This is a genomic window from Pseudarthrobacter sp. TE9888 (assembly GCF_056279345.1).
Genome location: NZ_JBWBRD010000002.1, coordinates 593,116 through 611,020 on the forward strand (window position 1 = coordinate 593,116; position 17,905 = coordinate 611,020).

A 17,905-nucleotide genomic window follows, 5' to 3' on the forward strand; every position below is an offset into this window, starting at 1 on the left:
TCTTCTTCCTGCGGCGGACAATGACCGTCAGCAGAATCCCAAGGACCAGCGCAGCGGCCGCACCCGCCGCCGCCGGCACTAATCCGGATGGTCCGGTAAAGGCCAGTCCGCCGCTGCCGGCATCACCGTTTCCACCCGTGTCGGCAAGGTCAGCGGGAGGCGCACTTGGGGCCGGGGTGGCTGTTGGCGGAGGTACGACGGCGGGAGCTTCCGCGGGCGGGATGGGTGACGGATCTGCGGGAGCAGGGACAGCCGGGGCAGGCACGGTTGCGGCGGGAGCGACCGGAGCAGGGCTGGTTGGCGGCGGGGTCGGTGCAGGGCTGGTTGGCGGCGGGGTCGGAGCCGGGCTGGTTGTCGCCGGGGTCGGAGCCGGGCTGGTTGGCGCCGGGGGCTGGCGGCGCGACGGCCGCAAATTCGAAGCTGTTCGCACCGGACTTGCTGTACCCGTTCACCGTTTCCGCGGTGAACCGGAGCGTACCCGCATCCTGCGGAGCCGTGAAGCTCCACGTCCCGGTGGAGTCCACGGGCACCTCAAACGGGTCTTTTCCCTGGAAGGTGACGCGGACCGAGGATCCGGCAGCGACCGCAGATGCTGGAGCCGCGGGGACCTGGCCGCTGATCTGCTGGCCAGGCTGGTAGGCCTTCCCCGAGGCCGGTGCCGTGACGGCAGGCTTGTTCAGGAACAATGCCAGTTGGTAGCCGGGCAGCACGGCAAGGGCATCCTGCAGGGTTGCTGCAATGGCCCGGGTCTGGACGCCGTTCTCACTCTCGGCCCCGGTGTGGGTACCAACGGCGAAGTTGCCGCTGATCCACGGGCCGCCGGAGTCCCCTCCGGCCGACTTGACCGTCGCTGAATCAAACGCGCGGACCGGCCGGAGATCGTTGTCGTAGTTGGGCGGAAGACTCTTCTCGCCCGGCATCATCCAGATGCCCACCGAATCGACCGTGCCGCATTTCCAGCCGGACGTCCGGCCCGACCTGCAGACGTCCTGGCCCTGGAAGGGTGCCACGGTCCCGATGATTTTGACAGGGTCCGGTGCCGACGGAGCCGCCCAGGTGGTGGTAGCCGGCAACGGGTTCACCGACGGCGCGATGTTTTGGATGACGGCGATATCAGTTCCGGCCACCGATCCGTCCGGAGCTGCCGCCGAGTTGCCGGGCCCCCCGAACTGGCTGAACCCAAAGGTGCCCAGGGGTGCCAGCGGAGGCCTCGGTTGGGGCGTGGCAGCGCCGGGGCCGCTGGCGGGCGCCCACCCGGGAGGCTCCACCGCCGCCTGCCGCGCCAGCCCATCGGCAGTGCAGTGCCCGGCCATCAGGACCAGGGGCAGCCCCGCCGGGCTGAACGCGCTGAAACCGGCCGAGCAGATCGCAGTGTTGTCGGCGTAGTAGCCTTGCCCGCCAAGAAGATCCCCTTCGGTTTTGACCGCGGCGCCCTTCTCCAGTTTGACGTTGGTGTACTGCGCAACAAACTGCGCCGGCGTCATTTTGCTGATGCCGGTTGGCCCGCTGGTGGCCGGGGTGGCCTCCGGCTGGTTAATTTGGGTTCCGGACTCAGGAGTATTGACGGGCCCGGTGCGGATGACGAAATGGCCGCCGGTATAGGCGATGGCCTGGAGGCCCCGGGGGCCGACGTCGCGGATGTAGGCCTTGTACAGCTGGTCAATGTCCCCCGCGACCAGGACGGGTGCCGGAGCTGCCGGGGACGTGTCCGTCAGCGGGGCGGCGGACTGGGCAGCCGATGTGGACGCGGGGACGACCAGTACAAAGTCCGGGTGGCCTGAGCGGTTCAGTTCATCCACCCTGGCCCGAAGTTCCGCACCGTCACCCGCCACCTTGATGATGCCGGCGTCCAGGCTGATGCCCACAAAGCCCGGCAGGGTCCGCAGGCCGGGCGCCGCCTCGGCGGCACGGCGGCCGAGTTCGCCGGCAGCATCGAATTCGGCCAGGCTGATGCCGAGATCCCGACGAAGCGCCTCAGCCAGGCCGGCGCTGGAGGGGCCGGTTGTGTCCGTGGGAACGTCCGAGGTGGCCGGCACGGGCTGGGCCGTTGCAGGTCCGGCGGCCAACCCGAACGACAGCATCACGCCGGCCATGGTTCCTGCGGCAAAGATTTTCTTCATGGGGCTCGCCGTTCCGCTCGTCCACGCCCGCGTTGAGGCGCCTGTGACTTCAACTGCCAGAAAAATCTCAGCAGTCACTTCAGTAACTTAAGTCACAAGGTTATCTTCCGGCATGCGAGGTCGGAAACAGAATCCAGCTCCGCCTCCAGCAGTCCATGGGCCAGGAGGTAGTTGGGCGTATCCAACGTGCGGACGAATTCCACCACTGCCAGCCCGCGCTGCTCCAGGAGGGGCTCAAGTTCCGCCTCTGTCAGGTACCGCTCCCGGCTGTGGGGCGGCCCGTGCGTGCGGTAACGCTCGTTGATGCCGCGGGCGGCCAGCCGGTAGCCCGCGGTGATCTCCTCGTCGGAGTCGCCCGCCAGGTCCTGGATCATGGCGGAAACCAGTCCGCTGCGGTCGCGCCCGGCGGCGCAGTGCAGTACGACGCCTCCCCGCGGTGCTGCAAGGGCCAAGGCCCGGAAGACGCCCACCAGTTTCTCCGGGAAAAGCCTGGCATTCTCGGGATAGTGGGCGGGATCGTTCAGATAAGCTCCCGTGACGGCCGCGAACCGCGGATTGCCCGGCTCCTCGGTGGGCGCCTGGACCACCTCGAAGGCCGCCCATGCGCTGGCAGGTACCACTGGATCAGCGTCCCGGCGCCGGCCCTCCGCGGGGTTCCGCAGATCCACCACGGTGCGGACGCCGTCGTCGAACGCCTGTTTCCACCCTTCTTCGGTCAGCCACTCACGCCGCCCCATCCGATAGATTCCACCGGCTACGTGCCACGCGTTGACCGCACCATCCCAGACCACGGACCTGCCCTGTTCGCCCATCCGCACAGCTAACCACACACGCTGCTGGATGGTGCCCCCCAAAGTCCTCTACAGGGAAGGGTAGAAAGGCCCCATGACGGGCCCGTGGCTCCGGTCGTACTGTGGCATCACGCATTGACCCTGCACGGGCATTCACGTTCGAAGGAGAACTACGTGGGACACTCACCATTACGACGGCGTTACGCAGCCTTCCTAGCCGGCATCGCTGCGCTGGGAATGATGCTCGGTTTCACAGCCACCCCTGCAGGCGCAGCGCCGCCCCCTGTGGTTGATTATGCGGCGTTGGGTGATTCCTATACCGCGGGTACGGGCGCCGGTGACCCGACTCGACCGGCAGGCGTTGCTTGCTGGCAAAGTCATCCAGGCTACGTCGATGTAGCAGCAGAGAAGCTTCCGGCCAATCTCCTCGGCAACGCTGCGTGCCATGGAGCCGTACTCTCCAGATTGAGCCCAACGTACGATCGAGTTCTTTACACTCCGACAGTTCAAGAACAAATTCGCACCCTGGTAAAGAGCCGGGCCCTTTCACAGCGAACGGACCTCGTAACAATCACCGCCGGAGCCAACGATCTCGGCTTCGCACGCGTGTTGGGAGTATGTGCCTTTTCCGATGAGGCGACGTGTGGGGCAGCCCTGTCGCAGGCGACTTCTCGCACCGCCCTGGCTTTTCTAACTGCCGGCTTGGTTCAGACCTACACATCTATCCAAATCGCCGCCCCAAACGCCAAGGTCGCTGTGCTGGGCTACCCCAAACTGTTTGACCCAAACAGTCCGATCGCTCCGATACCATCGGCAAATCAGGTACTGATGAATAGCGCGACTCTGACATTGAATGCCACCATAGCCAGAGCGGTGCAGATTGCCGCTGCGTTCCCAGGGACAAACGTCCAGTACATAGACGTAACGTCCGCGTTCAACGGACACTCAGTCAACTCGTTCCCCGACCCTTGGATTCAACTATCGCCGACAAACTTCGCGGCAGACTACAACTTCCATCCCAACAAAGAGGGACATCAAGCCTACGCCGCAGTCCTGCAGGCATCGGTAAATCTGCAGCAGCTCGCCCGCCAGTAGCCCTGTTCCTAACCCCGCCGGTCCAGCCGGTACTCAAGCCCCGCGCGGACCGCCGGCCATTCATGCTCCAGGATGGAGAACACCACGGTGTCGCGCAGGTTGCCGTCGCTGGTCCGTGAATGGCTCCGGAGCACGCCGTCCTGCTTGGCGCCCAGCCGAGCGATGGCCTCTCGCGACTGGTGGTTCAGCCAGTGCGTGCGGAACTCCACGGCCGGGCAGCCCAGCACTTCGAAGGCATGCCGGAGCAGCAGGAGTTTGGAGTCGGGATTGGTCCCCGTCCCCTGCACGGAGGCCGCGTTCCAGGTGGAGCCGATCTCCACCCGGGGCGTGGCCGGGTCGATGTTCATGTAGGTGGTCATGCCGATGATGCGGCCCGGCCCGCCCGTGCTCGGATCAATGAGCCGGGTGGTGAAGGGCAGCATGGATCCCAACTCCTGCAAGGCGAGCCGGCGCCGGATTTCCGCGGCCATGGCGTCCGGTTCAGGAACGGAGGTGTACCAGAGCTTCCAGAGTTCGCCGTCCCTGGCCGCTTCCAGCAATCCGTCATGGTGTTCCACTGCCAGCGGCTCCAGGATTACATGCCGGCCGGTCAGGGTAAGGGGTTCAAGGAAAGTCACTGCACCAGCCTAGGACCATTCACCGGGGCCGGTTACGCTGGGAAAACCCAGACCGCGAGCAAGGGAGTTAACGTGTCAGGAACCAATCCGGACCCGGAAGACGACAAGATCACCGGCCTGGAGCCCGGCGGCGGCGTGCCCCCGGGAGAAACCCCGCCTGGCGAAGGTTCGGTGGCGGGAACCCAGGAGCCCCGCCAGCAGGGATCCGGCAGGGGGCAGCAGATTTTCTGGCTGGCGGCCATCGGAGCGGGCGTGCTGCTGTTCCTGCTGTACTTCATCGGCTACATCGTGGGCTTTTTTGACTAGGCCGTGTTCCGGCCGGCGGTCAGCCTAGCTGGGCCAGTCGAAGAATCCCTTGCCGGTTTTGCGGCCGAGTTCACCGCGCGCCACCTTATCGCGCAGGATCTGCGGCGGCGCGAACCGCTCCCCCAGCGTCGAGTGCAGGTATTCGGCGATGCCCAGGCGGACGTCCAGGCCCACGATGTCAGTGGTTTTCAGCGGACCGGTGGGGTGTTTGTAGCCCAGCACCATGGCGGCATCGATATCCTCCGCCGAGGCCACGCCCTCCTCCACCATCCGCATCGCCTCCAACGCAATGGCTACCCCGAGGCGTGAAGAGGCAAACCCCGGGGCATCGTTGACGACGACGGCGGTCTTGCCGAGTGCCTCCACCCAGGTTTTGGCCGCGGCAGCGAGTCCGGGAGACGTGCGTTCGCCCAGCACCACCTCGATCAGCGTGGATGCCGGTACGGGGTTGAAGAAGTGCAGGCCGAGGAAGTTCCCGGGCCGCTTCAGTTCACGGGCCAGGCCGTTTACGGACAGTGAGGAGGTGTTGGACGCAATGTAGCCGTCCGGCCCAAGCCGTTCCTCGATTCCCCTCAATGCCGTGACCTTGAGGTCCCAGTCTTCGGGGACGGCCTCGACCACCAGCTGGCGGTCTTTGAAGGCGTCGTAGTCGGTGCTGACGGTCAGCCGGGTCACCAGCTCTTCGAAGTTGGCATCCACTGCACCTCGCTCGATGCTCTTCAACGCCGCGGACTGAACCCGTTCCTGCGCGGCCTCGGCGGAGACGTCGTCGCGCTCCACCACCAGCACGTTGGCGCCCTTGATCAGGAAGGCGTGGGCGATGCCCGCGCCCATGCGGCCGCCGCCCAGCACGCCAACGAGGGAGGGAAGGCCGGGGGCTACTGATGAATTACTCATGGTCTACTTTCCATCGGCGGGGTTGTTGGAGGCGGCTGCCTTCTTCGCTGCATTGCGGTCCAGGAATGCCTGCATCCGGTCGAATTTTGCCTGCGACTCGAAGAGAATGCCCTGGGCCAGCTGGTCGATGAGCGGATGCGCCTCGGCGGGCGCATGGAACACGGATTTGGTGATGCGGACGGCCAACGGGTCCTGCCGCCCGATCCTGTTGGCCAGGCTGTGGGCCGCGTCCAGGAGATCGGCGGGGTCGTGGATTTCCGTGATGAGGTTGGCTGCCTTGGCTTCGTCGGCGCCGAGGACCAGCCCCGCCAGCAGGATCTGCTTGGCCAGTGGCTCTCCCACGAGTTCCCGGAGCCGCCAGCTGGCGCCGGCCGCGGCCAGGATTCCCAGCCCCGTTTCCGGGTTGCCAATCCGGACGTTGGGGGTGCCGATGCGGAAGTCTGCGGCGTAGGCAAGTTCCGCGCCGCCGCCCAGGCAGTAGCCGTCCAGTGCGGCGATGACCGGCATGGGCAGCTTGGCGATCCTCACGAAGATGGTGGAGTTGATGCCCTGCAGGGCGTCGTCCCGCCGGCGTTCGCGCAGCTGGGCAATATCGGCACCGGAGGCGAAGACCCCGTCCACGCCGGCGATGATCAGCACCTTGGGGTTCTGTTCCAGGGCTGTGCAGACGGTGTGGAGTTCGTCTACCATCTGCTGGTCGATCGCGTTCTTTACCTGGGGCCTGTTGAGCAGCACCACCACCCGGTCTTCGAGTTCCTCGACGAGGAGCGCGGAGAAGTTCCCTGCCGCGAGGTCCACCGGCGCCGCCATCAGATCTTCTCCAGCAGCATCGCAGTGCCCTGTCCCACGCCGACGCACATGGTGGCCAGGCCGAACTTCGCGTCCTCGCGTTCCATCCGTCCCAGCAGGGTGATGGCAATCCGCGACCCGCTGGAGCCGAGCGGGTGCCCCAGGGCGATGGCGCCGCCGTCGCGGTTCACAATCTCCGGTTCCAGCCCAAGCCGCCGGATGCAGGCCAGGGACTGCGTGGCGAAGGCTTCATTAAGCTCGACGGCGGACAGGTCGCCGACGCTCAAGCCGCTCCGCTTGAGCACCTTCTGGGTGGCGGGCACGGGGCCGATGCCCATGATCTCGGGCTCGCAGCCGGCAGAGGCGCCGTCGATGATGCGGGCCCGGGGCGTGAGGCCGAGCCGTTCAATGGCTGCTTCGGAGGCGATGATGATGGCGGACGCGCCATCGTTCAGCGAGGAGGAGTTTCCGGCCGTGACCACGGAGCCGCCGTGCGCCACGGGCCTGAGCTTGGCGAGGACGTCCAGGGTGGTGCCGGGGCGGGGGCCTTCGTCCGTGTCCACCACAGTCTCGGATTTGCGGGTCTTGACCGTGACCGGCACGATCTCATCCTTGAACCTGCCGGCTTCAATGGCATCCAAGGCCAACTGGTGGGACCGGACGGCAAACGCGTCAGCGTCTTCGCGGGAAATGCCGTCAACGCGGGCCACCTCCTCCGCCGTTTCGGGCATGGAGTAGGTCATCTTCCCATCCCGGGACAGCCCGCCGTGCTGGAAGTGGGGATTGGTGAACCGCCAGCCGATGGAGGTGTCGAAGATCTGGCCCGGCTTCGCGAACGCAGCAGTAGGCTTCTCCTGGACCCAAGGGGCGCGGCTCATGGACTCCACGCCGCCAGCGATCACAATGTCCGCGGCGCCGGCCTTGATCATGTGGCTTGCCTGGATGATGGCGCTCAGACCCGATGCGCAAAGCCGGTTGACCGTGATTCCCGGAATGTGCAGCGGCAGCCCGGCGAGCAGGGTGGCCATTCGGGCCACGTTGCGGTTTTCCTCGCCCGCGCCGTTGGCGTTGCCCAGGATGACTTCGTCAATGCTCTCCGGGTCCAGGCCGGCGCGTGCCACGGCTTCGCGGACCACGAGGGCCGCGAGATCATCCGGCCGCACGGCGGACAACGCCCCTCCGTACCTGCCCACGGGCGTTCGGACGCCGCCAACAAGGAAAGCCTGTGGACCTGCGGTTGCAGCCATGGAAACACCCTTCACGCGATAAACAGCACTGTCATCGGCGGCCGGCACAGCAGAATCCTCCACTTACCGACCGTTCGTTCTGTAAATGGTACACGGCAGGGTCATGCTGCGCATCCGGTTACAGGACGGTCACCCCCAGGTGTGCGGCGATCAGGGGAGCCAGCAGGCCCAATTGGTACTCATCAATGACAAGTCCGGACATGCTGCCCAGGCCGCTGATCTTGCGGAATTCCGTGCCCCTGAGGTCAAAGTCCTTCAATGTGGCGCCGGCCAGGTCGAGCGATCCGACCGTGCAGTCCTCCAGCTTCACCCTTGTTGCCACGGCGGCACCCAGGTCCAGTTCGTTGATGATGCAGCCGCTGATCAGCACGTCGGTGAGCTTTGCCCCGCGGAGGTTGAGGTAGTCCACCTTGCCGCCGTCGATCCGGACCGACTGCCACCCGCTCTCATAGAGTTCAGCGGAGCCCAGGCGGGGATTTCGGATCTCAACCTCGCGCCAGGTGCTGCGGGCACCGCGGAACACGGGCGCATACAGCTCCCCCAGGATGCTGTCGCGGAATGAGGCACCCCGAAGCTGCGCCTCATTGAAGGAAGTACCCTCAAAAAGGCATTCGGAAAAGACGGCTCCGCCAAGCTCCAGCCCGTCCCCGTCGATGCGGCTGAACCGAACGTTGTCATGCCTGCCAGCGTGCTGGATAGTGAGTTCCGGCGGGTCCTCGAGGTCCGGCAGCCGCACCGGGGAGAGCTTGGGCGCCGCAACTGCCGCTGGCCGCCTGCCACGCACTTTGTCCATAGCCCCGAGCCTAGCGCCCACCCCCGACACGGAACACCACACCGGAGGGCTTGAAATAGTAAGCAGGCTTTGCTTATCGTGAAAGTGCACGGTTGATCGACGGAAACGAAAGGAGGCCGGAAGCATGGGCCTCGGAGACAAGATCAGTAACGCGGCAGAGGACTTTGGCGGCAAGGCCAAGGAAGCTGCAGGCAACGCGACCGACAACGACCGCCTGAAAGCAGAAGGCCAGGCCGACCAGGTCAAGGCAGATGCCAAGAAGGTGGGCGAGAGCGTCAAGGACGAATTCAAGCGCGACTAGTCCCTGCTGGGGCAGCCGCAGCGAACGGCGTGCTGCCACAGCCAGAACGGCGGCGGATCCGATGGATCTGCCGCCGTTTCGCTGTCCCGATTCATCGATTGCTGAGTAGATGCCGTTTTGGGGGGCCAAAACGGCATCTACTCAGCAGTCGATGGGGTTACCAGCCGCTGCGGGTGGGGGTGTGCCCCTGCCGGGAGTCGTCCGGCATGGTCATTTCGGCTCGCAGCCCGAGGAGCCGGACAGGACGCCCCGGCTCGATCTTCGCCGCCAGCCCAAGCGCCTCGGCCAACACCTCTGCGGCATCGGTGGTCACCGGGATCTTCCGGCCATAGGTCTTGGTAGTGAACGGGGCGTAGCGCACCTTCAACGTCAGGCCCACCACGGGCCGCCCCTCGGCAGCGACATCCTCAAGGACGTGCGCGGCCAGCTCGCGGACGGCGTCGTCAATCTGCTGCGCCTCCGTAAGGTCCCGTTGGAAGGTGGTTTCACGGCTGTGCCCCCGGGCCACCCAGGGGGTGTCATCAACGGTCCGGGAACCGTCGCCCCGGCCAAGCTGCGCATACCAGGGCCCCATTTTGGGGCCGAATTCGGGAACCAGGTCAGCAGGACTGGCGGCTGCCAGGTCGGCAACGGTCTTGATGCCCAGGGTGGCGAGGCGGCGGGACACCGCCTTTCCCACCCCCCACAGCTCGATCGTGGGCCGCTCCCCCATGACCTCCAGCCAGTTGCCCTCCGTCAGCCGGAAAACACCGGCGGGTTTACCGAATGTGGTGGCAACCTTGGCGCGGACCAGGGTGTCGCCGATGCCGACACTGCAGTGCAGCCGGGTTTCCGCCAGCACAGCCTGCTGGAGTTGGCGGGCGAAGGCCTCCGGATCGTCCGACTCAAGGCCCACGAACGCCTCGTCCCAGCCAAGCACCTGCACCGTGGTTCCCGGCTGGGAACGGAGCACCGCCATCACCGTCCCGGACGCCTCAAGGTAGGCATCATGGTCCACCGGCAGGATCACCGCGTCCGGCACTTTTCGCGCCGCGATCCGCAGAGGCATGCCCGATCCCACGCCGTAGGCCCGGGCTTCGTAGGACGCTGTGGACACCACGGCACGCTCGGTGGGGTCGCCGCGGCCGCCTACGATAACCGGCCTGCCCGCCAGCTCGGGGCGGCGCAGCACTTCGACGGCCGCAATGAACTGGTCCAGGTCCACATGCAGCACCCACGGTTCGCTCACAGAGCCCAGTCTGCCCGGCCGGACTCCAAGGGGCTAGCCTTGGCCCATGACGAACGTAGACCTGAGCGCAGAGAGCGCCGCTGCCGGCGGCTCGCCCTCCCTGAACGGCTACCTTGCCGTACCCGCTGGAGAGGGTCCTTTTCCCGGGGTCGTGATGATCCATGAAGCGTTCGGCCTGGATGACCAGACCCGGCGGCACGCGGACCGGCTGGCAAAGGCCGGATACCTCACCCTGGCGGTGGACCTGTACAGCGACGGCGGCCCGCGGCGGTGCCTGGTGGGAACCATGCGGGCCATGGCGGCCCGCACGGGCAGGCCCTTCACCGACATCGCCACAGCCCGTGCCTGGCTGGCGCAATCGGCGCTGGGCAACGGCCGGACCGGGGTGATCGGATTCTGCATGGGCGGCGGCTTTGCCCTGCTCACCGCGAGGGACGGGTTCGACGCCGCCTCCGTCAATTACGGCCGACTGCCGGGCAAGGAACAGCAGGACCTGGTGGAGGCACTGCGTGGCTCCTGCCCCATCGTGGCCAACTACGGCGGCGCGGACAGGTCCCTGAAGGGGGCCGCGGCGCGCCTCGAAACTGCCCTGGACCAGTTAGGCATCGAGCACAGCGTGAAGGAGTTTCCCGGCGCCGGCCACGCCTTCCTCAACGACGAAGAAATCGGGCCGGTACTCCTCAGGCCGCTGATGCGGGTCATGGGCGTGGGTCCGGACCCGGAGTCAGCACCCGAGGCCTGGCGGCGCATCGAGGACCACTTCGCCCGGTACCTGAAGGACTAAGCAGCCCGGGCACCCGGACGTGTCCCGGCACCCTGCGGAAACGCCGACGGCGGGCTGCCCTCCAAGGGGCGGCCCGCCGTCGAACGCTGTCCGGAAAGCTAGCTGAAGAGCTCGCTCTTGGGCTGGTTGTTCTTGACCTTCTGCCAGCCCAGCCAGAGGACGACGGCGAAGAACGGAATGGTGGCCAGCGTCCAGAGGCCCAGGTAGAAGACCTCGCCGTCCTTGCTGGTCATGGTGTCGAAGCCGATGAGCACGGTGATGACGAGGAGGGCGATGAGTCCGGCCCAGCTGGTCCAGGGCGAACCGGGCATGGGCAGGCTGGAGACGTTGCCCTTTTTCTTCCGCAGCGCGATCTGGCTGGCGAAAATGGAACCCCAAGTGAAGATCACGCCGATGGAGGCCGTGTTCAGGGCGAGGTCGAACGCGTGGGAGCCGCCCAGCCAGATGTTGAGGAGGATGCCCACCAGGTAGACGCCGCCGATGGCCAGGATCGCCGCGTAGGGCACATGGCGGGTGGACATGCGGGTCAGCCACTGCGGGGCGTGGCCGTTGTTGGCCATGGTCCGGAAGATCCGGCCAATGGAGTACAGGCCCGAGTTGCACGAGGACAATGCAGCGGTGATGACGATCATGTTCATGACGTCGCCCATCCACGGCAGCCCCATCTGGCCGAAGACGGTGACGAACGGGGAGGTGCCGGCGTGGTACTGGTCCGAGGGAAGCAGCATGGCGAGCAGGGTCACGGAGCCGACGTAGAACACCACGATGCGGAGGACGACGGCGCGGATCGCCTTGGGGACTTCGCGTTCCGGGTTCTGCATCTCGCCGGCGGTGATGCCCACCAGCTCGATGGCGTTGTAGGCGAAGATCACGGCGTTCAGGACCAGGATCATCACCAGGGCGCCCTTGGGGAACATGCCGCCGTCGGCTGCGAAGAGGTTGTTGACCGATGCGTGGCCCTCGCCCACCTTGGCGTTGGTGACCACCATGAAGGTGCCCACGGCCAGGAAGATGACGATTGCGGTGACCTTCAGGACGGAAGCCCAGAATTCGAACTCACCGAATGCCTTGACGCTGAACAGGTTCACGGCTACCAGCAGCACCAGCGCTGCGATGGCGGACAGTTCGACGGGGACGTTGGGGAAGAAGAACTGGAAGTACAGGCCGATGGCGATGAGCTCGGCGATGCCGGTCATGGCCCAGTTGATGAAGTACATCCACCCGGAGAGGAAGGCGCCCTTCTTGCCGAACATTTCGCCGGCGTAGCTGACGAACGAGCCGGAGGTCTGGCGGTACATGATGAGTTCGCCCAGGGCCCGCATGAGCAGGTAGGCAATGACGCCGGCGATGGCGTAGGAGAAGATCAGGGCGGGGCCGGTGGAGGCGAGGCGTCCGCCGGCGCCCATGAAAAGGCCGACGCCGATCGCGCCGCCCATGGCGATCATGGTGACGTGGCGTCGGCCCAGCGTCTTTTTGTAGCCCTCGGCGCTGAGGGACGGGTCGACGGCGGAGGATGGCGCCGTGCTGTTCTTTAGGTCTGTGGGGGTACTTTGAGGCACAACTGTTCCTTGTGGGTTGGGGGTTGGCCGCATCCGGTCTTCGTATGATCAAGCTCACAAAATTCGGCCTTTAGGCCTTGGGACCAGCAGATGTGAGGGTGGATCGGCCGAACTGCCGAAGCTTCACGCGACCTGACCATCTTACAAGACGGTCCGGGGTGGTACGTGACGCGCACTACACGGCCGCCCCGGCGATAGGCTTGGGGGCATGGCCACAGCCCAACGCTTACCGCCCGCCCCGCAGCCGCAGCTGTACCGTTTTTCCCGGCTGGACCTGGCCACGCTGTGCCTCTACGTTGCCATTGCCGGGTTCTTCGCGGTTGCCGGCAACGTGCTCGCGCCTCTGCTCCGGCAGCTTGCCCCATCCCCTGCAGCGGCGTCCTATGCCGTGAACCTGCTTTTCTATGCCTCGGTGGGAATACTGGCGCTCCTGGCCGCCCGGAGGGTGGTGGTCCGGGACCTCAAGGTCCTGGCAACCCGGCCCTGGTTTACGCTCCTGATGGTGCCGGCAGCCGTCATCGCCATGATGATCCTCACCGCCGTGGTGGTGGCAGCCAACGGGCAGGTTGAAACCTCGGCCAACCAGGCAGGGCTGCAGGCACTGATGCAGCAGGTCCCGGCATGGCTCATGGTTCCGCTGCTGGTGGTGGTGGGTCCGTTCGTCGAGGAGTACATCTTCCGCCACCTCCTCATTGGGAAGATGTCCCGCCGCGTGAACATCTGGATCTGCTGCGCGCTGTCGGTGGTGCTGTTCGCAGCCCTCCATATCGTGGGCCAGGAGGCGGTGACCCTGACTGCGCTGCTCCCCTACCTGGCCATGGGCGCCACGCTGGTGTTCGTCTATATGTGGACCGGGAAGAACGTGATGTTCTCCTACTTCGTCCATGCCGCGAAGAACCTGCTCGCCGTGGTCCTGGTGTACGCCATCCCGCCGGAGCTGATCAGCCAGATGCAGAACGTCCAGGCCTGAGCACCCGCACCGGACCTTCCCCAACGCGCCTCCCGCCCTTACCGTGGACGGATGGGACTGAACATCCAGATCGTCGTCGATTGCGCCAGCCCGCACGAGCTTGCCGACTGGTGGGCCGAAACCCTGCAGTGGACGGTGGAACCGCAGGATGCAGGCTTTATCCGCTCCATGATTGAGCAGGGCTACGCCACCGAAAACCAGACCACGACGCACCACGGAAACCTGGTGTGGAAGGACGGCGCCGCCATCCGGCCGCCGGAAGAAATTGACGCCAAGGCCCCGCAGCGGCGCATCCTTTTCCAGACCGCACCCGAGGGGAAAACCGTGAAGAACCGGGTGCACTGGGACGTCAGGCTGGACGGCCGGGACAAGGACGAGGTGCGGCGTGAACTCGAAGCCCGGGGCGCCTCCTTCCTCTGGTCGGCGCGGCAGGGCCCGCACTCCTGGCACACCATGGCGGACCCTGAGGGCAACGAGTTCTGCATCAGCTGACGCCGATTACTAGACTTGGACGGTGAGCAACCAGATCCCCGCCCCGGTGTCCGATGTCTTCGATCCCATGCGCTGGCGGGTGGTCTCCGGCTTCGATGACTTCCAGGACATGACGTACCACCGGCAGGTGGAACGGGATTCCGGCGGCGCGTGGGTGCGCGACCTCCCAACGGTCCGCATCGCCTTCAACCGCCCGGAGGTCCGCAACGCGTTCCGGCCCGGGACCGTGGACGAGCTCTACCGCGCCATGGACCACGCCCGGATGACACCCGACGTCGCCACGGTCCTGCTGACCGGAAACGGCCCCTCCGCCAAGGACGGTGGCCATTCCTTCTGCTCCGGCGGCGACCAGCGGATCCGTGGCCGGGACGGCTACCGGTATGCCGACGGCGAGACCCAGGAAACCATCGACCCCGCCCGGGCCGGCAGGCTGCACATCCTGGAAGTCCAGCGGCTCATGCGCACCATGCCCAAGGTGGTCATCGCCGTCGTCAACGGCTGGGCAGCCGGCGGTGGCCACTCGCTGCATGTCGTGTCAGACCTGACCATCGCGTCCCGGCAGCACGGCAAGTTCAAGCAGACCGACGCCACGGTGGGAAGCTTCGACGCCGGCTACGGCTCAGCGCTCCTGGCCCGGCAGGTGGGCCAAAAGACGGCCCGCGAAATCTTCTTCCTGGCCCGCGAATATTCCGCGGAAGACATGGTCCGCATGGGCGCGGTCAATGAGGCGGTGGACCACGACCGCCTCGAGGAGGTGGCACTGGAGTACGCCGCGGACATCGCACGGCAGTCCCCGCAGGCCATCCGCATGCTGAAGTTTGCGTTCAACCTGGCCGACGACGGACTGGCCGGCCAGCAGGTGTTCGCCGGCGAAGCCACCCGGCTGGCCTACATGACGGACGAAGCCGTGGAGGGCAAGGAGGCCTTCCTGCAAAAACGCGACCCCGACTGGTCACGCTTCCCGCACTACTTCTAAGGCAGGACGGCAATGAACAGCGAAGCCTCACCCAGCACGCCCCACGGCGGTCCTCTCAACATCGAACCCGCACTGAAGGCCCTCGCGGCCGCCCTCCACGGCGAGGGCCCCGCCGTCGAACTGTCCGTGGGCCCGGAAGGCGGCCTCGTCGTTGGGCATGTCGAGACCCCCGGCTGCGACGACGCCGTGGCAGTGGTCCGCACCTCCGGGTCCACCGGGGCACCCAAGGCGACCCTGCTGACCGTGGAGTGCCTGGCGGCGTCCTCGATGGCCACCGCCCTGCGGCTCAAGGGCGAGGGCCAGTGGCTGCTGGCCCTGCCCGTCCAGTTCGTTGCCGGCATCCAGGTGCTGGTGCGGTCCCTCTTCGCCGGCACCCGGCCCTGGGTCATGGACATGTCCGGCGGCTTCACCCCGGAGGCCTTCACCGCCGCCGCGCTGGAACTGACGGACAAGATCCGGTTTACGTCACTGGTCCCCACGCAGCTCCAGCGGCTCCTGGACCAGCCCTCCCCTGAAACGCTCGCCGTGCTGCGGCGCTTCAACGCGGTCCTGCTGGGCGGCGCGCCTGCCTCCCCGGCCCTGCTTGCCGCCGCCCGCGACGCCGGAGTACGGGTGGTCACCACGTACGGCTCCGCGGAAACGTCCGGCGGCTGCGTGTACGACGGCTACCCCCTGGAAGGCGTCTCCGTCCGGGTAGCTGAAGACGGCCGCATCCTCCTGGGCGGGGACACCGTGGCCGCCGGGTACATCGAAGCCCCTGATGAAGAGACCGGGACGTTCTTCGAGGAGGACGGCGTGCGCTGGTACCGCACCAGCGACCTTGGCTCGATCGACGACGACGGCCGCCTCACCGTGCTGGGCCGAGCCGACGACGTCATCATCACCGGCGGCGTCAAGGTTTCCGCCGGCCACGTACAGGAGCAGTTGGAACAGGCCGACGCCGTCACGGCAGCTTTCGTGGCCGGCGTCCCCTCGGCCGAATGGGGCCAGGCGGTGGCGGCCTACGTGGCGCTCGCACCCGACGGTGGAGCCGCCGGGGAAGGCGGGCCCGGGCAGGAAGCCGGGGATCCCGCCGTCGCCCTTCAACGGCACTGGCAGCAGGAACTGGGGGTGCTGGCGCCCAAAACGGTCCTCACCGCGCCGGCGCTGCGGATGCTGCCGAACGGAAAGCCGGACCGGCTCGCCATGACCGCCGAACTCAGCACGCTGCACGGGGGAAAGTAGAGTGGACCTGCACCACCGCGGCGGGTGCGCACGTTCCATCCAGCCGTCTTACCGAAACAACACGAGGTACTAACCGTGGCAACAGCCGCCCAATGGATCCAAGGCGCCCGACTCCGGACGCTGCCGGCAGCGATCGCGCCGGTGCTGATCGGCACTGCCGCAGCCTATGAAATGGGCTCGTTCCTCCTGCCCAACGCCATCCTCGCGGCGCTGGTGGCGCTCCTGCTGCAGGTGGGCGTGAACTTCGCCAACGACTACTCGGACGGCATCCGCGGCACCGATGACGACCGCGTGGGCCCCCTGCGGCTGGTGGGCTCCGGCGCCGCCAAACCGGAACACGTCAAGTGGGCGGCGTTCGGGACGTTCGCGCTGGCGATGGTGTTCGGACTTGTCCTGGTGGTCCTCACCCAGGCCTGGTGGCTAATCCTGGTGGGCCTGGGCTGCGTCATGGCGGCGTGGGGCTACACGGGCGGCAAGAACCCGTACGGCTACATGGGGCTGGGCGACCTGTTCGTGTTTGTCTTCTTCGGCCTGGTGGCCACCCTGGGCACCACCTACACCCAGGCCGGGCACATCAGCCTTTCCGCGGTCATCGGCGCGATCGGTACCGGGCTGATCGCCACGGCACTGCTGATGGCCAACAACGTCCGCGACATTCCCACGGACATGCAGGCGGGCAAGAAGACCCTGGCCGTGCGCCTCGGCGACAAGCACGCGCGCGAAAGCTACGTCCTGATGCTCGCCGTCGCGATCCTGCTGGTGGTTATCCTGGCACCGGGCCGGCCGTGGATCCTGATCGTGCTGCTGCTCATTCCGGCCTGCCTGATGCCGGCCTGGCTGATGATCAACGGCCGCAAGCGCAAGAGCCTGATCCCGGTGCTGAAGCAGACCGGCCTGATCAATCTCGGCTACAGCGTGCTGTTCTCACTGGGGCTGATCCTCAGCCACGGGTTCTAATCCTTCTTGCTGCTGCCCTTGGCGTTGTTGATGGTGATGTCCGGGTTGGCGTCCAGCAGTGCGTCCTCGGCGTTGGCGTCCTGGACCTCCCCGGCGGAGCGCAGGGGCTTGGCCTTCCCTGAAAAGCGGTACTGCAAGGCTGCGGAGGCGGCGTCGCGCTGCTTCTGGAAGAAGAGGTAGCTAATGGCGAAGGCAATGAGCGCGGCGCAGATGACGGCCATCAGCGCCCCGACCTGCAGGAGCATGAACAGGACGAACAGGGGCACGAAGATCGCCAGGCGGATCAGGGAATATTTCAAAAAGGCCACTATTCAAGTTTAGCCGCCCCGGCCAGCGGCCCCTGCGCGTCCTGACGATAGACTTAATGGCATGCTCTTCCGTGTGGCTTTGGCCGTCGCAGTCCTCGTCATCTTTGTGTATGGCCTGGTGGACGTGATCCGCACTGAAGGCCGCCTGACCAGCGGGATTTCGAAGCCCGCGTGGATCATCGTCCAAATTGTCCTGCCCGTCCTCGGCGCCGTCCTGTGGCTGCTGATCGGCCGGCCGCGGGGCTCCACGCAGCCGCGGCCCAGCTACCCGCACCCCACCGCTCCGGATGATGACCCGGACTTCCTCCGCAACCTTGAGGCACGCCGCCGCAACCAGGCCGAGGCCGAGCGCCTCAGGAAACTACGCGACGACCTCGAATCCAAGGCCAAGGAGGACGGCGGGAAGCACCAGCACGGCACCGACGAACACGATACCGACGGACTGAAATAG

The 17,905-nt window shown here is 66.3% G+C and carries 20 protein-coding genes; 10 read left to right on the forward strand and 10 right to left on the reverse strand.

What is annotated here, in order from left to right; translation table 11 throughout:
* Nucleotides 1–149 precede the first annotated feature (149 nt).
* On the reverse strand, nucleotides 150–2,120 hold the full coding sequence (locus ACZ9J7_RS03415) for a S1 family peptidase (protein WP_476207032.1): 1,971 nt from the start codon (nucleotides 2,118–2,120) through the stop codon (nucleotides 150–152).
* A gap of 92 nt (nucleotides 2,121–2,212) precedes the next feature.
* Complete coding sequence (locus ACZ9J7_RS03420; protein WP_476207034.1) at nucleotides 2,213–2,932, reverse strand: tyrosine-protein phosphatase; 720 nt, start codon at nucleotides 2,930–2,932, stop codon at nucleotides 2,213–2,215.
* A gap of 153 nt (nucleotides 2,933–3,085) precedes the next feature.
* Between ACZ9J7_RS03420 and ACZ9J7_RS03425 the strand changes: the two genes are divergently transcribed.
* Nucleotides 3,086–4,006: an SGNH/GDSL hydrolase family protein gene (locus ACZ9J7_RS03425; RefSeq protein ID WP_476207035.1), complete on the forward strand. Its 921-nt coding sequence runs from the start codon at nucleotides 3,086–3,088 to the stop codon at nucleotides 4,004–4,006.
* Between the two features lie 8 nt (nucleotides 4,007–4,014).
* Here ACZ9J7_RS03425 and ACZ9J7_RS03430 read toward each other — a convergent pair whose 3' ends face one another.
* On the reverse strand, nucleotides 4,015–4,623 hold the full coding sequence (locus ACZ9J7_RS03430; protein ID WP_476207036.1) for a GNAT family N-acetyltransferase: 609 nt from the start codon (nucleotides 4,621–4,623) through the stop codon (nucleotides 4,015–4,017).
* A 72-nt stretch (nucleotides 4,624–4,695) separates the two neighbouring features.
* On the opposite strand from ACZ9J7_RS03430, the gene ACZ9J7_RS03435 reads away from it, so the two are divergent.
* A complete protein-coding gene (locus tag ACZ9J7_RS03435; RefSeq protein WP_476207037.1) occupies nucleotides 4,696–4,929 on the forward strand; it encodes a DUF6480 family protein in 234 nt (77 codons plus the stop codon).
* A gap of 24 nt (nucleotides 4,930–4,953) precedes the next feature.
* Here ACZ9J7_RS03435 and ACZ9J7_RS03440 read toward each other — a convergent pair whose 3' ends face one another.
* From ACZ9J7_RS03440 to ACZ9J7_RS03455, 4 genes are all read right to left on the reverse strand, one after another.
* Nucleotides 4,954–5,826: a 3-hydroxyacyl-CoA dehydrogenase family protein gene (locus tag ACZ9J7_RS03440; RefSeq protein ID WP_476207039.1), complete on the reverse strand. Its 873-nt coding sequence runs from the start codon at nucleotides 5,824–5,826 to the stop codon at nucleotides 4,954–4,956.
* A gap of 3 nt (nucleotides 5,827–5,829) precedes the next feature.
* Nucleotides 5,830–6,636 (reverse strand): enoyl-CoA hydratase/isomerase family protein, encoded by an 807-nt coding sequence (locus tag ACZ9J7_RS03445; RefSeq protein WP_476207040.1) that lies wholly within the window; start codon nucleotides 6,634–6,636, stop codon nucleotides 5,830–5,832.
* Nucleotides 6,636–7,862 (reverse strand): thiolase family protein, encoded by a 1,227-nt coding sequence (locus ACZ9J7_RS03450; RefSeq protein ID WP_476207041.1) that lies wholly within the window; start codon nucleotides 7,860–7,862, stop codon nucleotides 6,636–6,638. The genes ACZ9J7_RS03445 and ACZ9J7_RS03450 overlap by 1 nt, the downstream gene beginning before the upstream one ends.
* Nucleotides 7,863–7,980: 118 nt before the next feature.
* Nucleotides 7,981–8,655, reverse strand: a complete 675-nt coding sequence (locus ACZ9J7_RS03455) for a pentapeptide repeat-containing protein (RefSeq protein WP_476207043.1) — start codon at nucleotides 8,653–8,655, stop codon at nucleotides 7,981–7,983.
* A 124-nt stretch (nucleotides 8,656–8,779) separates the two neighbouring features.
* Between ACZ9J7_RS03455 and ACZ9J7_RS03460 the strand changes: the two genes are divergently transcribed.
* A complete protein-coding gene (locus tag ACZ9J7_RS03460; RefSeq protein WP_476207045.1) occupies nucleotides 8,780–8,956 on the forward strand; it encodes a CsbD family protein in 177 nt (58 codons plus the stop codon).
* A gap of 157 nt (nucleotides 8,957–9,113) precedes the next feature.
* On the opposite strand, the gene ACZ9J7_RS03465 is transcribed toward ACZ9J7_RS03460, so the two are convergent.
* On the reverse strand, nucleotides 9,114–10,184 hold the full coding sequence (locus ACZ9J7_RS03465; protein WP_476207046.1) for a DNA polymerase IV: 1,071 nt from the start codon (nucleotides 10,182–10,184) through the stop codon (nucleotides 9,114–9,116).
* A gap of 46 nt (nucleotides 10,185–10,230) precedes the next feature.
* Between ACZ9J7_RS03465 and ACZ9J7_RS03470 the strand changes: the two genes are divergently transcribed.
* Nucleotides 10,231–10,968, forward strand: coding sequence for a dienelactone hydrolase family protein (locus ACZ9J7_RS03470; protein ID WP_476207048.1), 738 nt, complete (start codon nucleotides 10,231–10,233; stop codon nucleotides 10,966–10,968).
* A 98-nt stretch (nucleotides 10,969–11,066) separates the two neighbouring features.
* On the opposite strand, the gene ACZ9J7_RS03475 is transcribed toward ACZ9J7_RS03470, so the two are convergent.
* The gene (locus ACZ9J7_RS03475; RefSeq protein ID WP_476207050.1) at nucleotides 11,067–12,527 is read right to left on the reverse strand and encodes an amino acid permease; all 1,461 of its coding nucleotides are present in this window, start codon (nucleotides 12,525–12,527) and stop codon (nucleotides 11,067–11,069) included.
* A 208-nt stretch (nucleotides 12,528–12,735) separates the two neighbouring features.
* Here ACZ9J7_RS03475 and ACZ9J7_RS03480 point away from each other — a divergent pair, with 208 nt between their 5' ends.
* From ACZ9J7_RS03480 to ACZ9J7_RS03500, 5 genes are all read left to right on the forward strand, one after another.
* Nucleotides 12,736–13,497 carry a lysostaphin resistance A-like protein gene (locus ACZ9J7_RS03480; protein ID WP_476207051.1) on the forward strand — a complete coding sequence of 254 codons (762 nt, stop codon included), beginning with the start codon at nucleotides 12,736–12,738 and terminating at the stop codon, nucleotides 13,495–13,497.
* Nucleotides 13,498–13,548: 51 nt separating this feature from the next.
* Entirely contained in the window at nucleotides 13,549–13,989 is a 441-nt protein-coding gene (locus ACZ9J7_RS03485) for a VOC family protein (protein ID WP_476207053.1), read from the forward strand.
* A 22-nt stretch (nucleotides 13,990–14,011) separates the two neighbouring features.
* Nucleotides 14,012–14,965 carry a 1,4-dihydroxy-2-naphthoyl-CoA synthase gene (locus tag ACZ9J7_RS03490; protein WP_476207055.1) on the forward strand — a complete coding sequence of 318 codons (954 nt, stop codon included), beginning with the start codon at nucleotides 14,012–14,014 and terminating at the stop codon, nucleotides 14,963–14,965.
* Between the two features lie 12 nt (nucleotides 14,966–14,977).
* The gene (locus ACZ9J7_RS03495; protein ID WP_476207057.1) at nucleotides 14,978–16,189 is read left to right on the forward strand and encodes an AMP-binding protein; all 1,212 of its coding nucleotides are present in this window, start codon (nucleotides 14,978–14,980) and stop codon (nucleotides 16,187–16,189) included.
* 75 nt (nucleotides 16,190–16,264) lie between these two features.
* Nucleotides 16,265–17,146, forward strand: coding sequence for a 1,4-dihydroxy-2-naphthoate polyprenyltransferase (locus tag ACZ9J7_RS03500; RefSeq protein WP_141182387.1), 882 nt, complete (start codon nucleotides 16,265–16,267; stop codon nucleotides 17,144–17,146).
* Here the strand turns inward: ACZ9J7_RS03500 and ACZ9J7_RS03505 are convergent.
* The gene (locus ACZ9J7_RS03505) at nucleotides 17,143–17,454 is read right to left on the reverse strand and encodes a DUF4229 domain-containing protein (protein WP_476207060.1); all 312 of its coding nucleotides are present in this window, start codon (nucleotides 17,452–17,454) and stop codon (nucleotides 17,143–17,145) included. The genes ACZ9J7_RS03500 and ACZ9J7_RS03505 overlap by 4 nt on opposite strands.
* Before the next feature lie 61 nt (nucleotides 17,455–17,515).
* On the opposite strand from ACZ9J7_RS03505, the gene ACZ9J7_RS03510 reads away from it, so the two are divergent.
* Nucleotides 17,516–17,905 (forward strand): PLD nuclease N-terminal domain-containing protein, encoded by a 390-nt coding sequence (locus ACZ9J7_RS03510; protein WP_476207061.1) that lies wholly within the window; start codon nucleotides 17,516–17,518, stop codon nucleotides 17,903–17,905.